Origin of the sequence: Synechococcus sp. R70.1 (assembly GCF_047461675.1) — a bacterium.
In the GTDB taxonomy this organism is placed as follows: Bacteria; Cyanobacteriota; Cyanobacteriia; order Thermostichales; family Thermostichaceae; genus Thermostichus.
This window is the reverse complement of sequence record NZ_JANSHR010000026.1, coordinates 182,032-199,079: the sequence shown is the minus strand read 5'-3', so window position 1 is coordinate 199,079 and position 17,048 is coordinate 182,032. Positions and strand designations below refer to the sequence as shown.

At 61.5% G+C, this 17,048-nt stretch carries 17 protein-coding genes; 12 read left to right on the top strand and 5 right to left on the bottom strand.

Annotated features, from left to right (window positions below):
* Window positions 1–33 precede the first annotated feature (33 nt).
* From pstB to NW807_RS03875, 3 genes are all read left to right on the top strand, one after another.
* Window positions 34–861, top strand: a complete 828-nt coding sequence (gene pstB / locus NW807_RS03885) for a phosphate ABC transporter ATP-binding protein PstB (protein WP_414404749.1) — start codon at window positions 34–36, stop codon at window positions 859–861.
* Window positions 862–926: 65 nt separating this feature from the next.
* The gene (locus NW807_RS03880) at window positions 927–1,754 is read left to right on the top strand and encodes a TlyA family RNA methyltransferase (RefSeq protein ID WP_414425331.1); all 828 of its coding nucleotides are present in this window, start codon (window positions 927–929) and stop codon (window positions 1,752–1,754) included.
* Between the two features lie 450 nt (window positions 1,755–2,204).
* Window positions 2,205–2,381, top strand: a complete 177-nt coding sequence (locus NW807_RS03875) for a hypothetical protein (RefSeq protein ID WP_414425330.1) — start codon at window positions 2,205–2,207, stop codon at window positions 2,379–2,381.
* Window positions 2,382–2,423: 42 nt separating this feature from the next.
* On the opposite strand, the gene pip is transcribed toward NW807_RS03875, so the two are convergent.
* Together pip and NW807_RS03865 are read right to left on the bottom strand one after the other, a co-directional pair.
* Complete coding sequence (pip, locus tag NW807_RS03870; RefSeq protein ID WP_414425329.1) at window positions 2,424–3,374, bottom strand: prolyl aminopeptidase; 951 nt, start codon at window positions 3,372–3,374, stop codon at window positions 2,424–2,426.
* Window positions 3,375–3,388: 14 nt separating this feature from the next.
* Complete coding sequence (locus tag NW807_RS03865; protein ID WP_414395116.1) at window positions 3,389–5,590, bottom strand: glycoside hydrolase; 2,202 nt, start codon at window positions 5,588–5,590, stop codon at window positions 3,389–3,391.
* Between the two features lie 119 nt (window positions 5,591–5,709).
* Here NW807_RS03865 and NW807_RS03860 point away from each other — a divergent pair, with 119 nt between their 5' ends.
* The 3 genes from NW807_RS03860 to NW807_RS03850 all read left to right on the top strand — a co-directional run bounded on the left by NW807_RS03860 (window position 5,710) and on the right by NW807_RS03850 (window position 8,797).
* Window positions 5,710–6,252: an HNH endonuclease gene (locus NW807_RS03860; protein ID WP_414404754.1), complete on the top strand. Its 543-nt coding sequence runs from the start codon at window positions 5,710–5,712 to the stop codon at window positions 6,250–6,252.
* 47 nt (window positions 6,253–6,299) lie between these two features.
* A complete protein-coding gene (locus tag NW807_RS03855; protein ID WP_414404948.1) occupies window positions 6,300–6,848 on the top strand; it encodes a phycobiliprotein lyase in 549 nt (182 codons plus the stop codon).
* An 83-nt stretch (window positions 6,849–6,931) separates the two neighbouring features.
* Window positions 6,932–8,797, top strand: coding sequence for an AAA family ATPase (locus NW807_RS03850; protein ID WP_414425328.1), 1,866 nt, complete (start codon window positions 6,932–6,934; stop codon window positions 8,795–8,797).
* Here the strand turns inward: NW807_RS03850 and glcD are convergent.
* Window positions 8,794–10,284, bottom strand: a complete 1,491-nt coding sequence (gene glcD / locus NW807_RS03845; protein ID WP_414425327.1) for a glycolate oxidase subunit GlcD — start codon at window positions 10,282–10,284, stop codon at window positions 8,794–8,796. The genes NW807_RS03850 and glcD overlap by 4 nt on opposite strands.
* Window positions 10,285–10,345: 61 nt before the next feature.
* On the opposite strand from glcD, the gene NW807_RS03840 reads away from it, so the two are divergent.
* From NW807_RS03840 to NW807_RS03825, 4 genes are all read left to right on the top strand, one after another.
* Window positions 10,346–11,578, top strand: coding sequence for a class I SAM-dependent methyltransferase (locus NW807_RS03840; protein ID WP_414412224.1), 1,233 nt, complete (start codon window positions 10,346–10,348; stop codon window positions 11,576–11,578).
* Window positions 11,579–11,670: 92 nt separating this feature from the next.
* Complete coding sequence (gene rpmI / locus NW807_RS03835) at window positions 11,671–11,871, top strand: 50S ribosomal protein L35 (RefSeq protein ID WP_414395125.1); 201 nt, start codon at window positions 11,671–11,673, stop codon at window positions 11,869–11,871.
* Window positions 11,872–11,951: 80 nt separating this feature from the next.
* Complete coding sequence (gene rplT / locus NW807_RS03830) at window positions 11,952–12,308, top strand: 50S ribosomal protein L20 (RefSeq protein WP_414395127.1); 357 nt, start codon at window positions 11,952–11,954, stop codon at window positions 12,306–12,308.
* Between the two features lie 83 nt (window positions 12,309–12,391).
* Window positions 12,392–13,114, top strand: a complete 723-nt coding sequence (locus NW807_RS03825; protein WP_414425326.1) for a transporter substrate-binding domain-containing protein — start codon at window positions 12,392–12,394, stop codon at window positions 13,112–13,114.
* 10 nt (window positions 13,115–13,124) lie between these two features.
* Here NW807_RS03825 and purH read toward each other — a convergent pair whose 3' ends face one another.
* Window positions 13,125–14,738 carry a bifunctional phosphoribosylaminoimidazolecarboxamide formyltransferase/IMP cyclohydrolase gene (gene purH, locus NW807_RS03820; protein ID WP_414425325.1) on the bottom strand — a complete coding sequence of 538 codons (1,614 nt, stop codon included), beginning with the start codon at window positions 14,736–14,738 and terminating at the stop codon, window positions 13,125–13,127.
* Window positions 14,739–14,952: 214 nt separating this feature from the next.
* On the opposite strand from purH, the gene NW807_RS03815 reads away from it, so the two are divergent.
* Window positions 14,953–15,639 carry a MotA/TolQ/ExbB proton channel family protein gene (locus tag NW807_RS03815; RefSeq protein WP_414425411.1) on the top strand — a complete coding sequence of 229 codons (687 nt, stop codon included), beginning with the start codon at window positions 14,953–14,955 and terminating at the stop codon, window positions 15,637–15,639.
* A 3-nt stretch (window positions 15,640–15,642) separates the two neighbouring features.
* Window positions 15,643–16,065, top strand: a complete 423-nt coding sequence (locus tag NW807_RS03810; RefSeq protein ID WP_414404761.1) for an ExbD/TolR family protein — start codon at window positions 15,643–15,645, stop codon at window positions 16,063–16,065.
* A gap of 29 nt (window positions 16,066–16,094) precedes the next feature.
* On the opposite strand, the gene argF is transcribed toward NW807_RS03810, so the two are convergent.
* Window positions 16,095–17,012: an ornithine carbamoyltransferase gene (gene argF / locus NW807_RS03805; protein ID WP_414425410.1), complete on the bottom strand. Its 918-nt coding sequence runs from the start codon at window positions 17,010–17,012 to the stop codon at window positions 16,095–16,097.
* Window positions 17,013–17,048 lie beyond the last annotated feature (36 nt).

Sequence of the window (17,048 nt, the reverse complement as noted above, 5' to 3'; positions counted from 1 at the left end):
TTGCAGCAACGTTATCTTCTTTTCAACACGCCTATGCGCTCTCCACTCTCTGACAAGTCGGGCTCTCCTGAGCAATCCACCCGGTTGGAGGTTGAACTAGAGACGCGGGATCTGAGCGTCTACTACGGCTCCCACCTGGCGGTTAAGCAGGTTTCCCTGAGGATCCCGAAAAATCACATCACAGCCTTTATTGGACCCTCAGGTTGCGGCAAGAGCACCATTTTGCGCTGCTTCAACCGCATGAATGACTTAATCCCAGGGGCAAGGGTAGAAGGCTCCGTTATCTTCCACGGGAAAAACATCTACGACCCGGATGTGGATCCCTCTGAGGTGCGGCGGCGGGTTGGCCTAGTGTTTCAGAAGCCCAACCCCTTCCCCAAATCCATCTACGACAACATTGCCTTTGGGCCCCGGATTAATGGCTACCAGGGGGATCTGGACGAGCTCGTGGAGCGGGCACTGCGCCAGGCCGTTCTCTGGGATGAGGTGAAAGATAAGTTGAGGATGAGCGCCCTTTCCCTCTCCGGCGGACAACAGCAGCGCCTCTGCATTGCCCGCACCCTGGCCATTCAGCCGGAGGTAATTCTAATGGACGAGCCTTGCTCCTCGCTGGATCCGATTTCTACGCTGCGCATTGAGGAGCTGCTTAAGGAATTGGGCCGTCGCTACACGATCATCATCGTCACCCACAACATGCAGCAGGCAGCTCGCGTGTCCGACTTCACTGCCTTCTTCAACACTGAACTTGACGAGAGAGGGATCCGCTACGGACGAATGGTAGAGTTTGACCGCACCGAGAAGATCTTCAACTCTCCCGCCAACCGCGAGACGGAAGAGTATGTGAGCGGGCGCTTTGGCTAAGTCGCGGCTGACAGAAGGGATCCCGGTCGTCTATCTTGATGGAGTGGAAGGCCAGTGGCTAGGGCATGGCCGATCGAGTCCGCCTGGATACCTGGCTGGTGGAGCGAGGGTATTTTTCTTCGCGCCAGCAGGCGCAGCGGGCTATCTTGGCGGGAGAAGTCTTCCTCAACGGAGTACGGGCGGAAAAAGCCGGGACGTGGGTAAGCGGAGATCCTGTAGTCCACATCCAGGCCAAGTCTGCTTTTGTCTCGCGAGGAGGAGAAAAGCTTCAGGGGGCACTGCAAGCTTTTCCCATTCAAGTCCAGGGTCGCATCTGTTTGGATGCTGGCATCTCCACTGGGGGCTTCACCGATTGCCTCCTGCGACGAGGGGCGCAGCGGGTCTATGGGGTGGATGTGGGCTATGGCCAATTGGCCTGGTCTTTGCGAACTGACCCGCGGGTAATCCTTAAGGAACGAACCAACTTGCGCTATCTTCAGCCAGCCGATCTCTACGGAACCGAGGTGCCCACTCCCAACTGGCCGGATCTGGCAGTGGTGGATCTCTCCTTTATTTCCCTGACTAAGGTGTTGGATCCTCTGTGGAAGCTGTTGCGCTCGCCGCGGGAAGCCTTGCTGCTAGTCAAGCCGCAGTTTGAGGCGGGCCGAGGCCAGGTGGGCAAAAGGGGGGTAGTGTGGGATCCGGCTATCCACGCTCGCGTGCTCCAGACGGTGATGCAGGCGGCAGTGAGTCGCGGTTGGCGGGTGCAGGGCTATACGTGGTCGCCTATCACTGGCCCTGCCGGCAACATCGAGTACTGGCTATGGCTTGCTGAAGGGGAAGGGATCCCTCTCCCCGACCTCGGTGCACTTCAGCAGATGAGCGAGCAGGCAAGAGCAGCTCTGTGCCCGTAGCTCCGCGCTGAGCTAAAACCCGGGGTAGACTTGACCTTGGCGGCGCTGGAACTGAAAAAAACAGGGGCACGCTGGTAGCAGATTGCTGGCGTCAAATCCAACTTGACGGAGGGAGGGAATCGCCGCCTCAATGGGTTGCAGGATTCACCACGGGTCATTTGAAGAAGCCTAAGCGGGCTCGAGCCAATTTTGCAACAAGAGTTTACGAAAATCCAGAGCTTTTTGCCTTAGTCTGTAACTCTTAACGCTCTTCTCATAGAGGCAGTGCTAGACTTCTCTTACCCAGTTAAAGGTATTGCCTAGCTGACCTAAACCCGAGCGCTCGGTTACTGAACCTCGAGAAGGGGTTGAGTTTGTTGCCTCTAGTTTTTGCCTAGCTTTGCCACTGCTTGCAGCAAGGTTAAGTCCTGTTCTTAAGTCTTTTTGAGGAGGAGTTGGAGGGACGCTGGGATGAACTATCAGACGGTCTGGATCAAGGAGGAGACGCGCAACCACCAGGGTCATTTTATCCCGCAATCGGAGTACATCCTAGTCGAGGCTAACTGCAACGGCTGGGCGCTCATTTGTGCGGACAATGCCCGCTGCTACTACGTAGATCCTGAAGCCCTTCAGTTTGAGTCAGGCTGAGGCTTGCTGCTAGGCAACGGCAGGCCCTCTTTGCAGCCGTTCTTAGAGCTGGGCAAAGCGATCGGTGGCCGCCAGGAGGGCGGTGCGGATCCCAGGCTCGGTAATGGAATGGCCAGCGTCGGGGATCAGGTGAAACTCTGCCTCCGGCCAGGCCTGATGTAACTCCCAGGCGGAAAGAGGAGGGCAGACGACGTCGTAGCGCCCCTGGACGATGACGGCTGGCAGGTGGCGCAGGCGCTCTACCCCCTTGAGGAGTTGATCCTCTGTCTCCAAAAAACCGCGGTGGATGAAGTAATGGCACTCGAGGCGGGCGAGGGCCTCAGCAAAGCTCTCCTGGCCAAAGCGCTCGATGAGTTCAGGGCTAGGGATAAGCTTGCTGGTGCTGGCCTCCCAGATGGCCCAGGCACGGGCTGCCTTCAGGCGCACCTGCGGATTGGGGTCGTTAAGGCGGCGGTAGTAGGCTGCCAGCAGGTCACCCCGTTCCTCTGGGGGAATGGGCTCGAGGTAGTGTTGCCAGGCATCGGGGAAAAGGTAGCTGGCCCCCTCCTGGTAAAACCAGCGAATTTCGAAGGAGCGCAGCAGGAAAATACCGCGCAGGATAAAGCCCAGGCAGGAGTTGGGGTGGGTCTGGCCATAGGCCAAGGCGAGGGCGCTGCCCCAGCTCCCTCCGAAGACAAACCAGCGCTCAATGCCCAAGTGCTGGCGCAGCTTCTCAATATCGGCTACCAAATCCCAGGTGGTGTTCTCCCGCAGCTCGGCGTAGGGGCGGCTCCGGCCGCAGCCGCGTTGATCAAACAGCACCACTCGCCAGCGGCGGGGGTCAAAGTACCGGCGGTAGAGAGGCTCGATCCCGCCCCCTGGGCCCCCGTGCAGAAACACCACTGGCTTGCCCTCTGGGTTGCCGCACTGCTCGTAGTAGAGGGTGTGCAGGGAAGAGACGGGCAGAAAGCCCTGGTCGTAGGGCTCGATGGGAGGATAGAGGTCGCGCTGCATAGGCGGGATACTTGCTAGGGTCTACGCAGGGCAATGGTGGCCTTGGGGGGGATCCCTTCCAGAAAGGTTTCGCCGTCAGCAGCCACAATGGCAAACTGCAGCTCCTGCCCTGGCTGGGCGCCCAAATTGCTCCAGGGAATGGCCACCTCCAGGGAGGTATCTACCACGGCCTTGACCTGATGGCTGAGGGAGTGCCAGGTGTGGTACTCCCCTGCTTGGAGAAGTTGAGCCTCTACCTCCGCCGGGCGTTGACTAGGGGGCGGCAGCGACAGCCTCAACAGGTGGCGGTAGAGGTAGTTGAGAGGGGCTTCTGCGGGTAGTCCCTGCAGAGGGATGGGGCTGTTAAGGGTAATGCAGTTGGGATAAAACCAGAGCACCAGCAATTGCTTGGGCCGCTGCACCACCGAGTTAAAATCCAGCCGCAGATAGAGGTGGAAGTGATCGAAGCCATACCAGAGGCGGCGGACGGCGCTGTTGCGGTGCATGGTACCCCTGGCGGCGCTAATCTCCACCCGTCCAGCCTGGCTCCACTCCCGTTCGCTGGGACGGCCGTTGATGGCGGGATGGATAAACCCCTGCGGCAGCCGATCCCCTAGGCCGTCGTGATCCTCGAGGGGAAACTGCAGCACCGCCGGCACCGCCTCCCCCAGGGCGATGTAGATTGCCTGCAGGTGTTCCCGAAACAGCTGGTCGAAAACGGCGTCGTGGGCGGAAGAGTGCCCTGCCCCAAACCACCAGAACCAATCGGATCCCTCGGCGGCCCACAGAGCTTCCCAGGCTTGGGGGTTGGCGCGGGGGTGATCTTGAATCACCTGACGGGCCTGGGCTAAGAGCTCCCAGGCGCGGTTTTTGACGGGATCCCCGATCCAGGTGGTCAAGTCGGCCTCAATCCAGGAGCCGCTGTGCAGTTGTTCTGCGGGCAGAAACTCGGTGGGGGGAAACTGCTCCAAAAACTCCGAGACCGTCACTAGGCGCAGCGCGGGGTGCTGGCTGAGGCGGGCGTAGAGGTTTTCCAAGAAGGGCCGGCCATCTTGGGGGTAGTACTCCCAGCAATTTTCCCCATCCAGAGCAATGGTGACCAGCCAAGGCTGTTCGGGAGGCAGGCGGTTGCGGATGTTCTCCAAGTGTCCAATGAGATCCTTGGCGGCAGCGTCGGCAGGCATGGCGCTGTAGCTAAAGCCAATAAGATCGGAAAGGCGGTGATCCCGAAAGACAATGGCCAGATCCCCTGCCTCGCTCTCCAGACGGTAGGGGCGGTAGAGCTTTTCCGGCTCGAGGACATGGCCCTGCCCGTCGCGGTGAAAGGGCTGGCCCAGGCTCCAGCCCAGCACTCCCTCGTCAGAGATGATCCACTCAAAGCCCTGCTTGCGCACGATAGGCACGATAGCGGGGCTGACCGCCTGTTCGGAAGGCCACAACCCCCGCGGCTCGCGGCCAAAGCGCTCCCGGTAGATCTGCTTGGCCCGCTCCAGCTGGCTGTGGACATCCTGCTCCCAGTGGAAGGGGTAGCGGGGCAGGGGCAGGCCAGGCCGAGCCACCCGCGCCGAGCGCTCGCTCACCAATAGAGGCAAGATGGGATGAGTGTAGGGGCTGGTGGTCAGCTCCAGTTGGCCGCTACTTTGCAACTTGGCGTGCTGGGGCAGGATGGCGGCCAGGATCTGCTGCTGCTTGGCGTAGATCCGCTGCCGATCCGAAAGGGTAAAGCCAGATCCCATCTTGATCCAGCCCTCGATCTCGGGATCTTCGTGGAAGAGGGGATCAAACCAGGACAGATTGTGCCAGGCCAGGAGGTCGCTGAAGTCTTGCGGTGTCCAGTACTGTAGGCACCAGTTGATCCCTTGGGATTCCCGCTGTTCGTAGAGTTGGCGATAGCGGGGGTAGGGCTCAATCATGGTGGGGTAGTGGCTGTCGAAGAAGCGCTCGACAATAAAGCGCCGCTGCTCCAGGGTAAGCTTTTCAACGGGGGAGAGGGTCAGTTCCAAGTAGGGATCGAAGGCCGAGCCGGCCACGTAGTCTTCAATTTGCACAATCAGGGAAGGCACTAGGTTAACCGTTTGGTGCAAGCGGGGATAGCGCTCCAGCAGCAAAACCAAGTCCAAGTAGTCTTTGATCCCGTGCAGGCGCACCCAGGGCAAGCGATATTTGCCTGCCAGCGGACTTTTGTAGAGGGGCTGGTGTTGGTGCCAAACCAGGGCAACATACAGGGGGTGGGTCATGGGAGGCACGGGCTCCAACCATCACCCGGATAGTAGCCCATCTGTCCAGGTCTCTAGGGAACCAACTTGCCATTGGCCCAATTTCCCAAGACAATGGCGGCAGATGGAAAAGCCAGGCCATGACTGCTGCCACCAACGTTCTAGAACAGTCGATTGTCGTCTTCTCCCAAAACTATTTGCCCATCAGCCGGGTCAATATTAAGCGGGCGATTGTCCTGCTGCTAACAGGCAAAGCAGAGCCGCTGAGGATGATGGATGTGCGGGTGTGGCAGGTGCGCTCCCCCAGCCGGGTCATCGAGGTGCCTGAGCACATTCGCCTCACCATCAAGGGCAAAGAGCGGCCCTGGCGGGTGCCTCCTGTTACTCGGCGCGAGGTTCTGCGGCGGGATCACTACACCTGCCAGTACTGTGGCAGCACCCATAACCTGACCCTAGACCACGTTATCCCTCTTTCCCGCGGTGGTTCCCACACCTGGGACAATGTGGTGACTGCCTGCGAGCGCTGCAACCAGCGCAAGGGCGACCGCACCCCCGAAGAGGCGGGGATGGTCCTGCGCAGTAAGCCGCGAGCTCCCCTCCATCCGACCGTGGCCTTTGCAGAGCAGTTCTGGCGGCAACAGCAAACTCGGCAAGAACAAACCGCTAGCTACAGCCCAAGCTAGAATCGGCAAATCCCGGTTGCTATCGATGAGGATCCGCGTCGGCCATGATGACCGTAATGGAGTTTTTTGCCCTCAGCGCTGGCGAGTGGATGTGTCAGCGCACCAGCCATCACCTGGCCTTTCGCCGCTCTGAAGGGGGAAGGTCGCAGCTGCAAATTGTTACCCTGGCAGCAACCGATCCGGAAGTCATTCGGGTTTGCGAACTGTTCAAGGTAGATCCACGGCGAGCCGTGGGGGCGGCGCGAGTCCAGTGGAATGGGGAGCAGGACTGGGACAACGAAGAGTACAAGGGCGAGGTGGTGCTGGTCCCAATTCCCGATCCTGACAACCCCATGCGCGGGCAACTGTTGCGGGATCAAGGCTATGCCGAGAAAGTGCCGGTGGCCGGCACCTACGTGATGGGAGCCGATGGCGCCCTCACCCTCTACACCGAGTACGAGATGACTGAGTCGGAGGAGCGCATTTGGTTTGCCAGCCCCAACCTGCGCCTGCGGACCAGCCTTGTCAAGCGCTTCGGCGGCTTTAGCATGGCTTCCTTCTGCTCTGAGGTGCGCAAACTCCCGCCCAGCCTCTCTCCCAGCCCAGCGGCGGCTTAGGCGCCAGCTTCCCCCTCTTGGGAGTTGGCTGGAAGGCTGGGGAGGATTCCATTGGCAGGTCAACTGGTGGGGAAAGCCCGGCTATGGTGGATCTCAGCAACTTTATCCAGGGCATAGAGCAGCTGATCGAGCTGGCCCAAAAGCTGGAGGAGAAAAAACAAAGTGGAGAACTGCGAACTGAGGTCCGCCTCCAGACCCGGCCTCTATCGACCTCCATCCCTCGCTCTGGTTCTATCCCCCGCCACTTCCAGACAGGGGATCCCGGCTGGAGCAGCAAGCTCCAGGGGATGGCTGCAACCTGCTTCCAGGAAGCCCCCGAGGCTAGTGGGCCAATCTCCGCTGAGCGCCCAGAGTCGAGGTCGGGGCTGCGCCTCAAGGACGTGGGGGGACTCAAGGAGCAACTCCAAGCCTTGCGGGAGCTGGTGGAGATCCCCCTCAAGCGGCCCGAGCTACTGGCCAAGTTGGGGCTAGAGCCGCCGCGGGGGGTGTTGTTGGTTGGCCCCCCTGGCACTGGCAAGACCCTGACGGCCCGCGCCCTGGCCGAGAGTCTGGGGGTGAACTACATTGCCGTGGTTGGCCCGGAGCTAATGGGCAAGTACTACGGCGAGGCGGAGGCACGCCTGCGGCAGCTGTTTGAGAGAGCGGCTAAGTCTGCCCCTTGCCTGGTGTTTATCGACGAAATTGACGCCCTTGTGCCCAACCGCAGCACCGTTGAGGGGGAGGTGGAGAAACGCCTGGTGGCCCAGCTGCTGGGGCTAATGGACGGGTTTGTGGCCCAAAAAGGCATTGTTGTGCTAGCGGCTACCAACCGACCCGAAGCCCTGGATCCGGCCCTGCGGCGACCGGGGCGCTTTGACCGCGAGATCGTCTTCAAGGTGCCGGATCGGGAGGGGCGGCGGGAAATTCTCGCCATTCACACTCGCAGCATGCCCCTAGCAGAGGATGTGGATTTAGATAGCCTGGCAGAGCAAACGCTGGGCTTTGTGGGGGCAGATCTGCGCGGCCTGTGCCAGGCGGCGGCCTATGCGGCCTTACGGCGCCAGGTGCCGGATCTGGAATCCCCTATCCCAGAATCCCTGAAAGTAACGGCAGCGGACTTTCAGGAAGCTCTGCAACAGGTGAAGCCGGCGGTGTTGCGCTCAGTGGAAGTCGAGTCGCCCCAGGTGAGCTGGGATCAAATTGGCGGCCTGGAGCAGGCCAAGCAGGTGCTGCAGGAGGCCATTGAGGGATCCCTGCTGCACCCAGAGCTCTACGAGCAGGCCCAGGCCCATGCGCCCAAAGGGATCCTCCTCAGCGGGCCGCCCGGCACGGGTAAAACCCTCTTGGCCAAGGCCATTGCCTCCCAGGCCAAGGCCAACTTCATTGCCGTCTCCGGCCCAGAGCTCTTGAGCAAGTGGGTGGGATCCTCCGAGCAGGCGGTGCGGGAACTCTTTGCCCGTGCCCGCCAGTGCGCTCCTTGCGTGATTTTCATCGACGAGATCGACACCCTGGCGCCGGCGCGGGGCAGTTACTCCGGAGATAGCGGCGTCAGCGACCGCGTCCTGGGCCAACTGCTGGCCGAACTGGATGGGATCCGCCCCAGCCAGGGAGTCTTGGTGGTGGCTGCCACCAATCGCAAAGCCAGTTTGGATCCCGCCCTCACCCGCGCTGGCCGGCTGGAGCTGCACCTAAGCGTGGAACTGCCGGACCGCGCCGCACGGCGGGAAATCCTGGCCGTGCACAACCGCAGGCGGCCCCTAGGGCCAGATGTGGATCTGGAGGTGTGGGCCGAGCGCACGGAAGGCTGGAGTGGGGCCGATCTTGCTCTATTGAGCAACCGCGCCGCCATCGCTGCCATCCGCCGCCACCGGGCCACCTCTGAGGAGGTGGATCCCAAGGCTCTGGTCATCCGCCAGGAAGACTTTGCCCAGGCCTTTGCCGAGCTGCAGCAGCAGCGACAGGTTAGCTAGAAAACGGGGATCCCTTGCCATTCCGGTTGCCGGTGGGCGTGGGCTGCCTCGCCGCAGGTGCGGGGAGTGGGAAAGATCTTGTCAGGGTTAGCGAGGCGCTGCGGGTCGAACACCTGCCGCACCCACTGCATGCTCTCCAAGTCTGTGGGCGTAAACATCTCCAGCATGTAGCAGCGCTTGTCGGCACCGATGCCGTGCTCGCCAGAAATGCTGCCCCCTAGACGCACGCAGAGCTTGAGGATCTCGCCCCCCAATTTTTCCACCTGCTCTAGGGATCCCGGCACCGACTCGTCGTAGAGGATTAAGGGGTGCAGATTGCCGTCGCCGGCATGAAACACGTTGGCCACCGGGTAGCCGTACTCGCGGCTGAGGCGCTCGATTTCCTTCAGGACATAGGCTAGCTGGCTGCGGGGGATCACCCCATCTTGGACGTAGTAGTTGGGGCTGAGCTTGCCCATGGCGGCAAAGGCTGCCTTGCGCCCCTTCCACAGACGCGCCCGCTCTTCTGGGCTGGAGGCAACTTGCACCTGGCGCGCCCCGTTTTTTAGGCACAGGGCCTTTACCTGCTGGCTGGCTTCCTCCACCTCCAGCTCCAGGCCGTCCACCTCCACCAGCAAGATGGCCGCCGCATCCCGTGGGTAGCAGCCCGACTGCACCACATCCTCAACGGCGTTGATGCTGAAGTTGTCCATGATCTCCAGGCCAGCAGGGATGATCCCGGCGGCGATGATGTCGGAAACGGCAGCTCCTGCTGCCTCGACACTGTTAAAATCCGCCAGCAAAACCTGCACCTGGGCCGGCGCCTTGAGCAAGCGCAGGGTAATCTCGGTAGCAATCCCCAGGGTGCCCTCGGAGCCGACAAACAGGCCCACCCAGTCGTAGCCGGGCATCTCCGGGATCTTGCCCCCCCAGCGCACCACCTCCCCATCCGGCAGCACCACCGTCAGGCCGAGAATGTGATTGGCTGTTACACCGTATTTGAGGCAGTGGACGCCGCCGGAGTTTTCCGCCACATTGCCGCCGATGGAGCAAACTGACTGGCTAGAGGGATCCGGGGCATAGAAATAGCCTTGGGCAGCCACTGCCTGGGTAATCCAGGCGTTAATCACCCCCGGCTGCACCACCATGCAGCGGTTCTCCAAGTCGATTTCCAGGATTTGCTTCATCAGGGTGGTAGCGATGACGACGCTGTTTTCCACAGGCAGCGCTCCCCCCGATAGCCCAGTGCCGGATCCCCGCGCCACAAAGGGCACCCCGTAGCGGCTGCACAGCTTTACCACCTGGGCCACCTCTTCTGTTGTGCGCGGCAATACCACCAGAGCCGGCCTTTGCCGGTAGCTGGTCAGCCCGTCGCATTCGTAGACCAGCAGCTCCTCCGGCTTGCTAATCACCCGCTTGGGATCCAAAACCTTTTTCAGCTCAGCCGTCAGCTTGATCCAATCGAAAGTCAGGCCGGTTTGCAAAAGGTGAGAGGAGCGGACAACCATTTAAACTGCAGGGGGATATCGTCTCTGGAGTCTTGAGGTCCAGCTTAACCCGACAGCGCCTATGCAGCCCTCCTCCCGCAGTGCAGAAGAGATCCTCCAGCAAGTGCGGCAGCTCTACGAGCTCTACCCTTTCCCACCGCAGCCCATCGGCACTGTTCCCCCGCCGGGGTGGAACTGGCGCTGGAGTTGGCCCCAGGCCTATGCCTTTTGCACGGGATCCCATCCGGGCCGGCGCAAGGTGCGCATCTTGGATGCCGGCTGCGGCTCCGGAGTAGGGACGGAGTATATCGCCCACCAGAATCCCGACGCCGAAATTTGGGCTTTTGACCTAAGTAGCCGCGCCCTTGAAATTGCCAAGGCTCGCTGTCGGGCTTCCCAGGCGCCGCCAGTGCAGTTTTGCCAGCTCAACGTTTACGACATCGACCGGCTGCCAGGGCAGTTCGACTTCATCAACTGCGTGGGCATGCTCCACCACTTGCCGGACCCGGTGGCGGGGCTGCAGGCTTTGGCGAGCAAACTAGCTCCTGGCGGGATCCTGCATTTGTTTGTCTACGGCGAGCTGGGCCGCCATGAGATTCGCCTGATGCAGAAGGCCATTCGCCTCTTGGTCACCGGCTCCGAACACCAACCTCTCGCCTCCCCCGAGCAACTGCAAAAGGGCCTCCAGGTAGGTCGCCGCCTTTTCGAGATCCTGCCAGCAAGCAACCGCATCCAGCAGCAGGAACAGGCCCGCTGGGCCCTCGAGAACGTGGACGACGAATGCTTTGCTGACATGTACCTGCACCCGCAGGAGGTGGACTACAACATTGAGACCCTGTTTGAGCTCATTCGGGCTTCAGGGCTGCAGTTTCTGCGCTTTTCCAACCCCGAGTTCTGGCGGCTGGAACGGGTGTTGGGGCAGGACGAGGCCCTCCTGGCCCAGGCGGCTCAACTGCCGGAGCTGGAGCGCTACCGCTTGATTGAGCTGCTGGACCCGGTGGTGGCCCACTACGAGCTGTTTCTTGGCAGGCCCCCCCTCCCCCGCTGGGAATGGACCAGTCCAGAAGCTGTGGCCTCGGCTGTGGCCCACCTCAGTCCCTGCCTGGGCCTGTGGCCGGGGCGGAGCATTTTCAACTACGCCTACGAGGCCATTTCCCTAAGCGAGGAGGCCTTTGCCTTCCTGCAGCAGGTAGACGGGATCCGCACCGTCCAAGCCATTCAAGAGAGCCTAGCCTCTCCCCTAAGCTGGTCGCAGCTACAGCAGTTGCTGCGCTGGCAAGTGCTGCTGTTGGAGCCCCAAGAGAACGGTTTTTGAGCGCCCTCGCCACTTAGTCGCGGAGAAAACTTGCCCCCCCAGGCCTTTCTACCCTATGCTGGAAGGCTGTGACTTTGCTCCAGCTCACTCCCATGCCCAAAATCAAAACTCGCAAAGCCGCTGCAAAACGCTTTCGCCTCACCGGCAACGGCAAGTTTATGCGCCGCCGGGCGGGGCACAACCACTTGCTCGAGCACAAAACCAGCAACCGCAAACGCAAGTTGGCTGGCGTGGCCCTGGTGAGCAAACAGGATCTGGCCAACGTGCGCCTGATGCTGCCCAACGCCCACTAGGTCCCCACCGGTTGCGGCCCAGCCAAAAGTCTTTGGGCTTGTCAATTGCAAGGTGTACTTGCCGGTATTGGGTTACTGCTATGAGAGTTAAACGCGGCAACGTTGCTCGCAAGCGTCGCAAGAAGATCCTCAAGCTGGCCAAAGGCTTCCGCGGAGCTGGCTCCAAGCTGTTCCGCACGGCTAACCAGCAGGTGATGAAAGCCCTGCGCAGCGCCTACCGGGATCGCCGCCGCAAGAAGCGGGATTTCCGCCGCCTCTGGATTGCCCGCATCAATGCGGCCACCCGCGCCCAGGGCCTGCGCTACAGCGAGTTCATCGACGGCCTCAAAAAAGCCAATATCCAGCTCAACCGCAAAATGCTGGCCCGCCTGGCTTTCCTGGATCCCGAGGCCTTTACCCGGGTGGTGGAAGCAGCCCGCCAGTCCCGCGCTTCCTAGGGGGAATGGGATCCTGGTCTCCGTTGGCCTTGGCGATCCAAAAGTCTTGCTTAGCGGCCAGCCTGGCTCTAGCTTGCTCGGGGATGGGGAGCCCTGCCGCCGCCCGCCCTTGGCCGGAGATTGTCCGTTCGGGACAGTTGCGAGTTGCAGTCAAAGACAACTTGAGGCCGCTGGGCTTTCGCGATCCCGAGGGCAAGCTGCAGGGGTTTGAGATTGAGCTAGCCCGCGAGCTGGGATCCCGGCTCCTGGGGTCAAGAGAGGCGGTGGAGCTGGTGCCGGTGGCCAACGTGGAGCGGCTGCAGGCAGTGGCCGCGGGGGAGGTGGACCTGGCCATTGCCCAGATTGGCATCACGCCGGATCGGGCCCGCCAGGTGGAGTTTACCTCTGCCTACTATCAGGATGGCCCCAGCTTGGTGGTGGCCCGCTCCCAGAACTGGACAAGCTGGTCGGAGCTACGCGGCGCTCGCGTTGCCGTCCTGCGCGGATCTGCCGCTATTCCTCACCTCAATCGCTACCTTCCAGGGGTCGAGTTGGTGCCGGTGGATTCCTATCAGGAAGGGGCGGAGTTGCTCTTGAAAGGATCGGTGCAGGCCTGGACAGCAGACCGGTCGGTGCTGGCCGGGTGGCTGGCGGAGCACCCCCAGTTTCAGTTCTTGGGATCCCCCCTGGGGGCGGTGGGGCTGGGGATTGCCATGCCCAAAGGGCTGGAGCACGCTGAATTGCGGCTGCGGGTGCGCCGCGAGCTAGAAAACCTGCGTGCCGAGGGCTGGCTGGCAGAGCGGGCCAGAGCCTGGGGTCTGCCCTAAGCTCCTGCCCTCAGTGCCAAAAGTGACGAATGCCAGTGCAGACCATGGCGATACCCGCAGCATTGGCGGCGGCAATGGAGTCGGCATCGCGGATGCTGCCTCCCGGCTGAATAATGGCGCGGATCCCAGCGCGGGCTGCCGCCTCGACACTGTCGGCAAAGGGGAAAAAGCCGTCGCTGGCCAAAACCGCTCCCGCGGCCCGTGGACCGGCCTGGCGAAGGGCAAGCTCGACGGCCCCCACCCGGTTCATCTGGCCTGCTCCAATGCCGAGGGTTTGCCCCTGGCGAGCAACGACGATGGCGTTGGATTTCACGTGTTTGCAGACTATCCAGGCAAACTCCAGATCCGCCCACTCCTCGGGGGTAGGCTGGCGCTCGGTCACCACCTGCCAGGAGGGTTGGCGAACGGATCCCTGCAGCCGGTCGGCCTCTTGCACCAGAAAGCCGCCGGCCAAGGTACGAACGGTTTGGGCTGGCCCCACCTCAAAGTCCGGCAGAACCAAAAGCCGCAAGTTCTTTTTGGCCGCCAGCTGCTCAGCTGCCTCAGGCGTGCAGCCCGGGACGACCACGCACTCCAAAAAAGGCTCCGCCAGCCGCCGGGCGGTCTCCGCATCCAAGGTTTGGTTGAGGGCAACGATGCCCCCGAAGGCGGAAACGGGATCGGCAGCCAAAGCAGCCTCCAGAGCGGCAGCTAGGGTTGGGCGAACGGCTACCCCACAGGGGTTGTTGTGCTTGACAACCACCGCTACCGCTGGCTTAGAGCCGTTGGCAAGTCCTATGCTCAGTTCTGCCGCCAGGGCGCGGGCCGCTTCCAGATCCAGCAGGTTGTTGTAGCTTAGCTCTTTCCCCTGTAACTGCTTGGCTCGATGCCAGCCAGGGGCAGCCGCATCCACCACATACCAGGTGGCAGCCTGGTGGGGGTTTTCCCCGTAGCGCAGGCGTTGCCACGGGATCCCTTGCAGGTGAAAAACCTGTTCAGCAGCGCCTGCAGAAGCTGGAGGTTGAGAGGGTTGGGACAGCTCTGAGCGGGCCAGGTAGTTGACGATGGCGCGGTCGTAAGCTAAGACCCGCTCAAAGGCGCGGCGGGCACACTGGAAGCGAAAGGCCAGCCGTTCCGCCTCGCTGGAGGAGCTAGAGAGCAGTTGCAAATACTGAGGGTACTGGCTGGGATCCGTGAGCACCGTAACATAGGGATAATTTTTGGCCGCTGCCCGCACTAACGTCGGCCCGCCGATGTCAATCTGCTCCAAAGCCTCCTCCAGAGCCACTCCGGGTTGAGCCACCGTCTGCTCGAAAGGGTAGAAGTTGACCACCACCAGTTGGATGGGCGGGATCCCCAGCGCCTCCAAGTCTGCCCGGTCTTCGCGGCGCTCCAGGCGAGCCAAAATGCCGCCGTAGATGCGGGGGTGCAGCGTTTTCACCCGTCCCCCCAGAATCTCCCGCGCACCGGTGTGGGCCGAGATGGGGGTAACCGGGATCCCAGCTTCAGAGAGCACCTTGGCCGTACCGCCGCTGCTGAGGAGTTGAAAGCCGTGCTCCTGGACAAGTGCCTTAGCCAGGGGGACAAGGCCAGTTTTATCAGAGACACTGAGGAGGGCCAAAGGGGGGAAGGGCTGAGTAGGCATAGGTTGTCGCTAGATACGCCGGCAGCCTCTGGATTCCACGCCATAGGATAGCGCCCTTGCTGGAAAATCAGCAGCTTGCCCTGGGAAAGAAAGCAACCCCAAGTGAGCAAAAGGGGATCCCAGCTCCGGCGGGAAAGTGCTATGACAGGATGAGCGTGAGGTGCTGCTGGGAGGGGGTCATCCGGATCCTATGGCGAGAGTCCTGCAGCTTCTGATCCAGGGTTGGTACTACTCCATCCCCCTGTTGGCCTTCTCAGTTCTCTCGGTGGCTTGTTGCCTCGAGCGGGCCTTGTTCTGGTGGAAGGTTACCCATCGGCAGGAGGAGGTGGTGCGGCAAGCCCTCAGCCAGTACCGCCGCAACCCCAGGGCCGCCCAGTACCTGCTGGAGCAAAATGCCGACCTGCCCATTGCGCGCATCTTTTTGGCTGCCCTGGAGCTCAACGAAGCCAGCCCTGAGGATTTTAAACTGGCCCTTGAGACAGCCCTGGCTGCAGAGGTGCCGCTATTAAAGCGCTTCAGCACTCTCTTTGACACGGTGATTACCGTTGCTCCCTTCCTGGGCCTCTTGGGCACGGTTACCGGCATCATCCAAATCCTCAGCTCCATCCAACTGGGGGATATTGGCGGCACCAATACGCAGGGGGTGGGACAAGGCATCGCCGAAGCCCTCTACTCGACGGCTTTCGGGTTGATCGTGGCTATTCCCACCTTGCTGATCTCCAATGTCTTTCGCTCTCTGTACCTGCGGCAACTCTCCAAGATCCAGGAGTACGGCGGCGAGCTGGAGTTGCTGCATCGGCAGCGGCTAGAGATGCAAGCCCAGCAGCTTCCCCAGTATTCCTACGCCAAGCCCGGCCCCAGCTCCACTCTTCCTCCCTACTCCCCGCTTGAGCCCTCCTAGCCTATGCGCATCCCAGAGGAGAACTTCAGGCCCGCCGAGATCAACATCGTGCCCTTAATCGATGTCATCTTCTCGATCTTGGTGTTTTTCGTCATCGCCAGCCTAGTGCTTACCCGCTCAGAGGCGCTCGATGTCAACTTGCCAGAGGCCTCCACAGCCGAAGCCCGCCGTCAGCCAGACGTTACCGTGAGCATCACGGCCGAAGGCCAAATTGCTGTCAACCGGCAGAAAATTGCCAATCTTGGTGCCCTGATCCCCGCGGTGGAACGTATTCTGGCCGAGAAGCCGGCTGAAGGGCGGCGCTTAGTGGTCATCAACGCTGACTTGGCCCTCTCCCACGGCAAGGTGGTGGAGGTCATGGATGCTCTGCAGCGGCTGCCCAACGTCAGCCTGGCGATTGCTGCCCGCCGCCCCAACAACCGCTGACCCTCTCTTCGAGCCGGAGGTGAGGATCCTCACCCTGCTCCCAGCAGTTGGATTAGCAGCGCCTTTTGCACGTGAAGGCGATTTTCCGCCTGATCCCAAACGCGGGACTGGGATCCCTCCAAAACCTCGGCAGTAATCTCCTCCTCCCGGTGGGCGGGCAGGCAGTGGAGCACAATCGCCTCCGGATCTGCGTGTTTCATGAGCTCGGCATTGACCTGGTAGGGCAGGAAGTGGGCTTTGCGGGCTGCCGTCTGATCCTCTTGGCCCATGCTGGCCCAGACGTCGGTATAGACCACCTGGGCTCCCGCAACGGCTTCGTAGGGATCCCGCACAACCAGCACCTGCGATCCCTGGGCCAAGGCTTGCGCTTCTGCCACCACTGCCGCATCCGGCTCGTAGCCAGGGGGTGTGGCAACGCGGATGTGGATCCCGCTTAGAGCACAGCCCAGCAGGAGGGAATGGGCAACATTGTTGCCGTCGCCACAATAGGCCAAGGTCAGGCCTGCCAGTTGCCCGAAGTTCTCCTGAATGGTGAGCAGATCGGCCAAAACTTGGCAGGGGTGAAACTGATCCGTGAGGGCGTTGATCACGGGGATCTCGGCATACTCGGCAAAGAGCTCCAGCTCCCGCTGGTCGTAGGTGCGAATGGCAATGGCGTCCAGGTAGCGGGAGAGGACGCGGGCTGTATCCGACAGGGGCTCGCCGCGGCTTATTTGCATTGCCGATGGCACCAAGTCCAGGGTGCTGCCCCCGCACTGGGCCATGGCAACGGTAAAGCTAACCCGGGTACGGGTGGAAGCCTTCTGAAATAGCAGTCCCAGCACTCGACCCCGCAGGTCTGCCCGGTAGGGATCCCGCTTCAGCTCCGCCGCTTGGGCCAGCAAGGCCGCCAGCTCCGCCGGGCTCAGGTCGCTGAGTTTGAGCAGATCCCGTCCGGCCAAGTTCAAATTCATGGATCCTGCCATCCTCGCCTACCCTGCCTG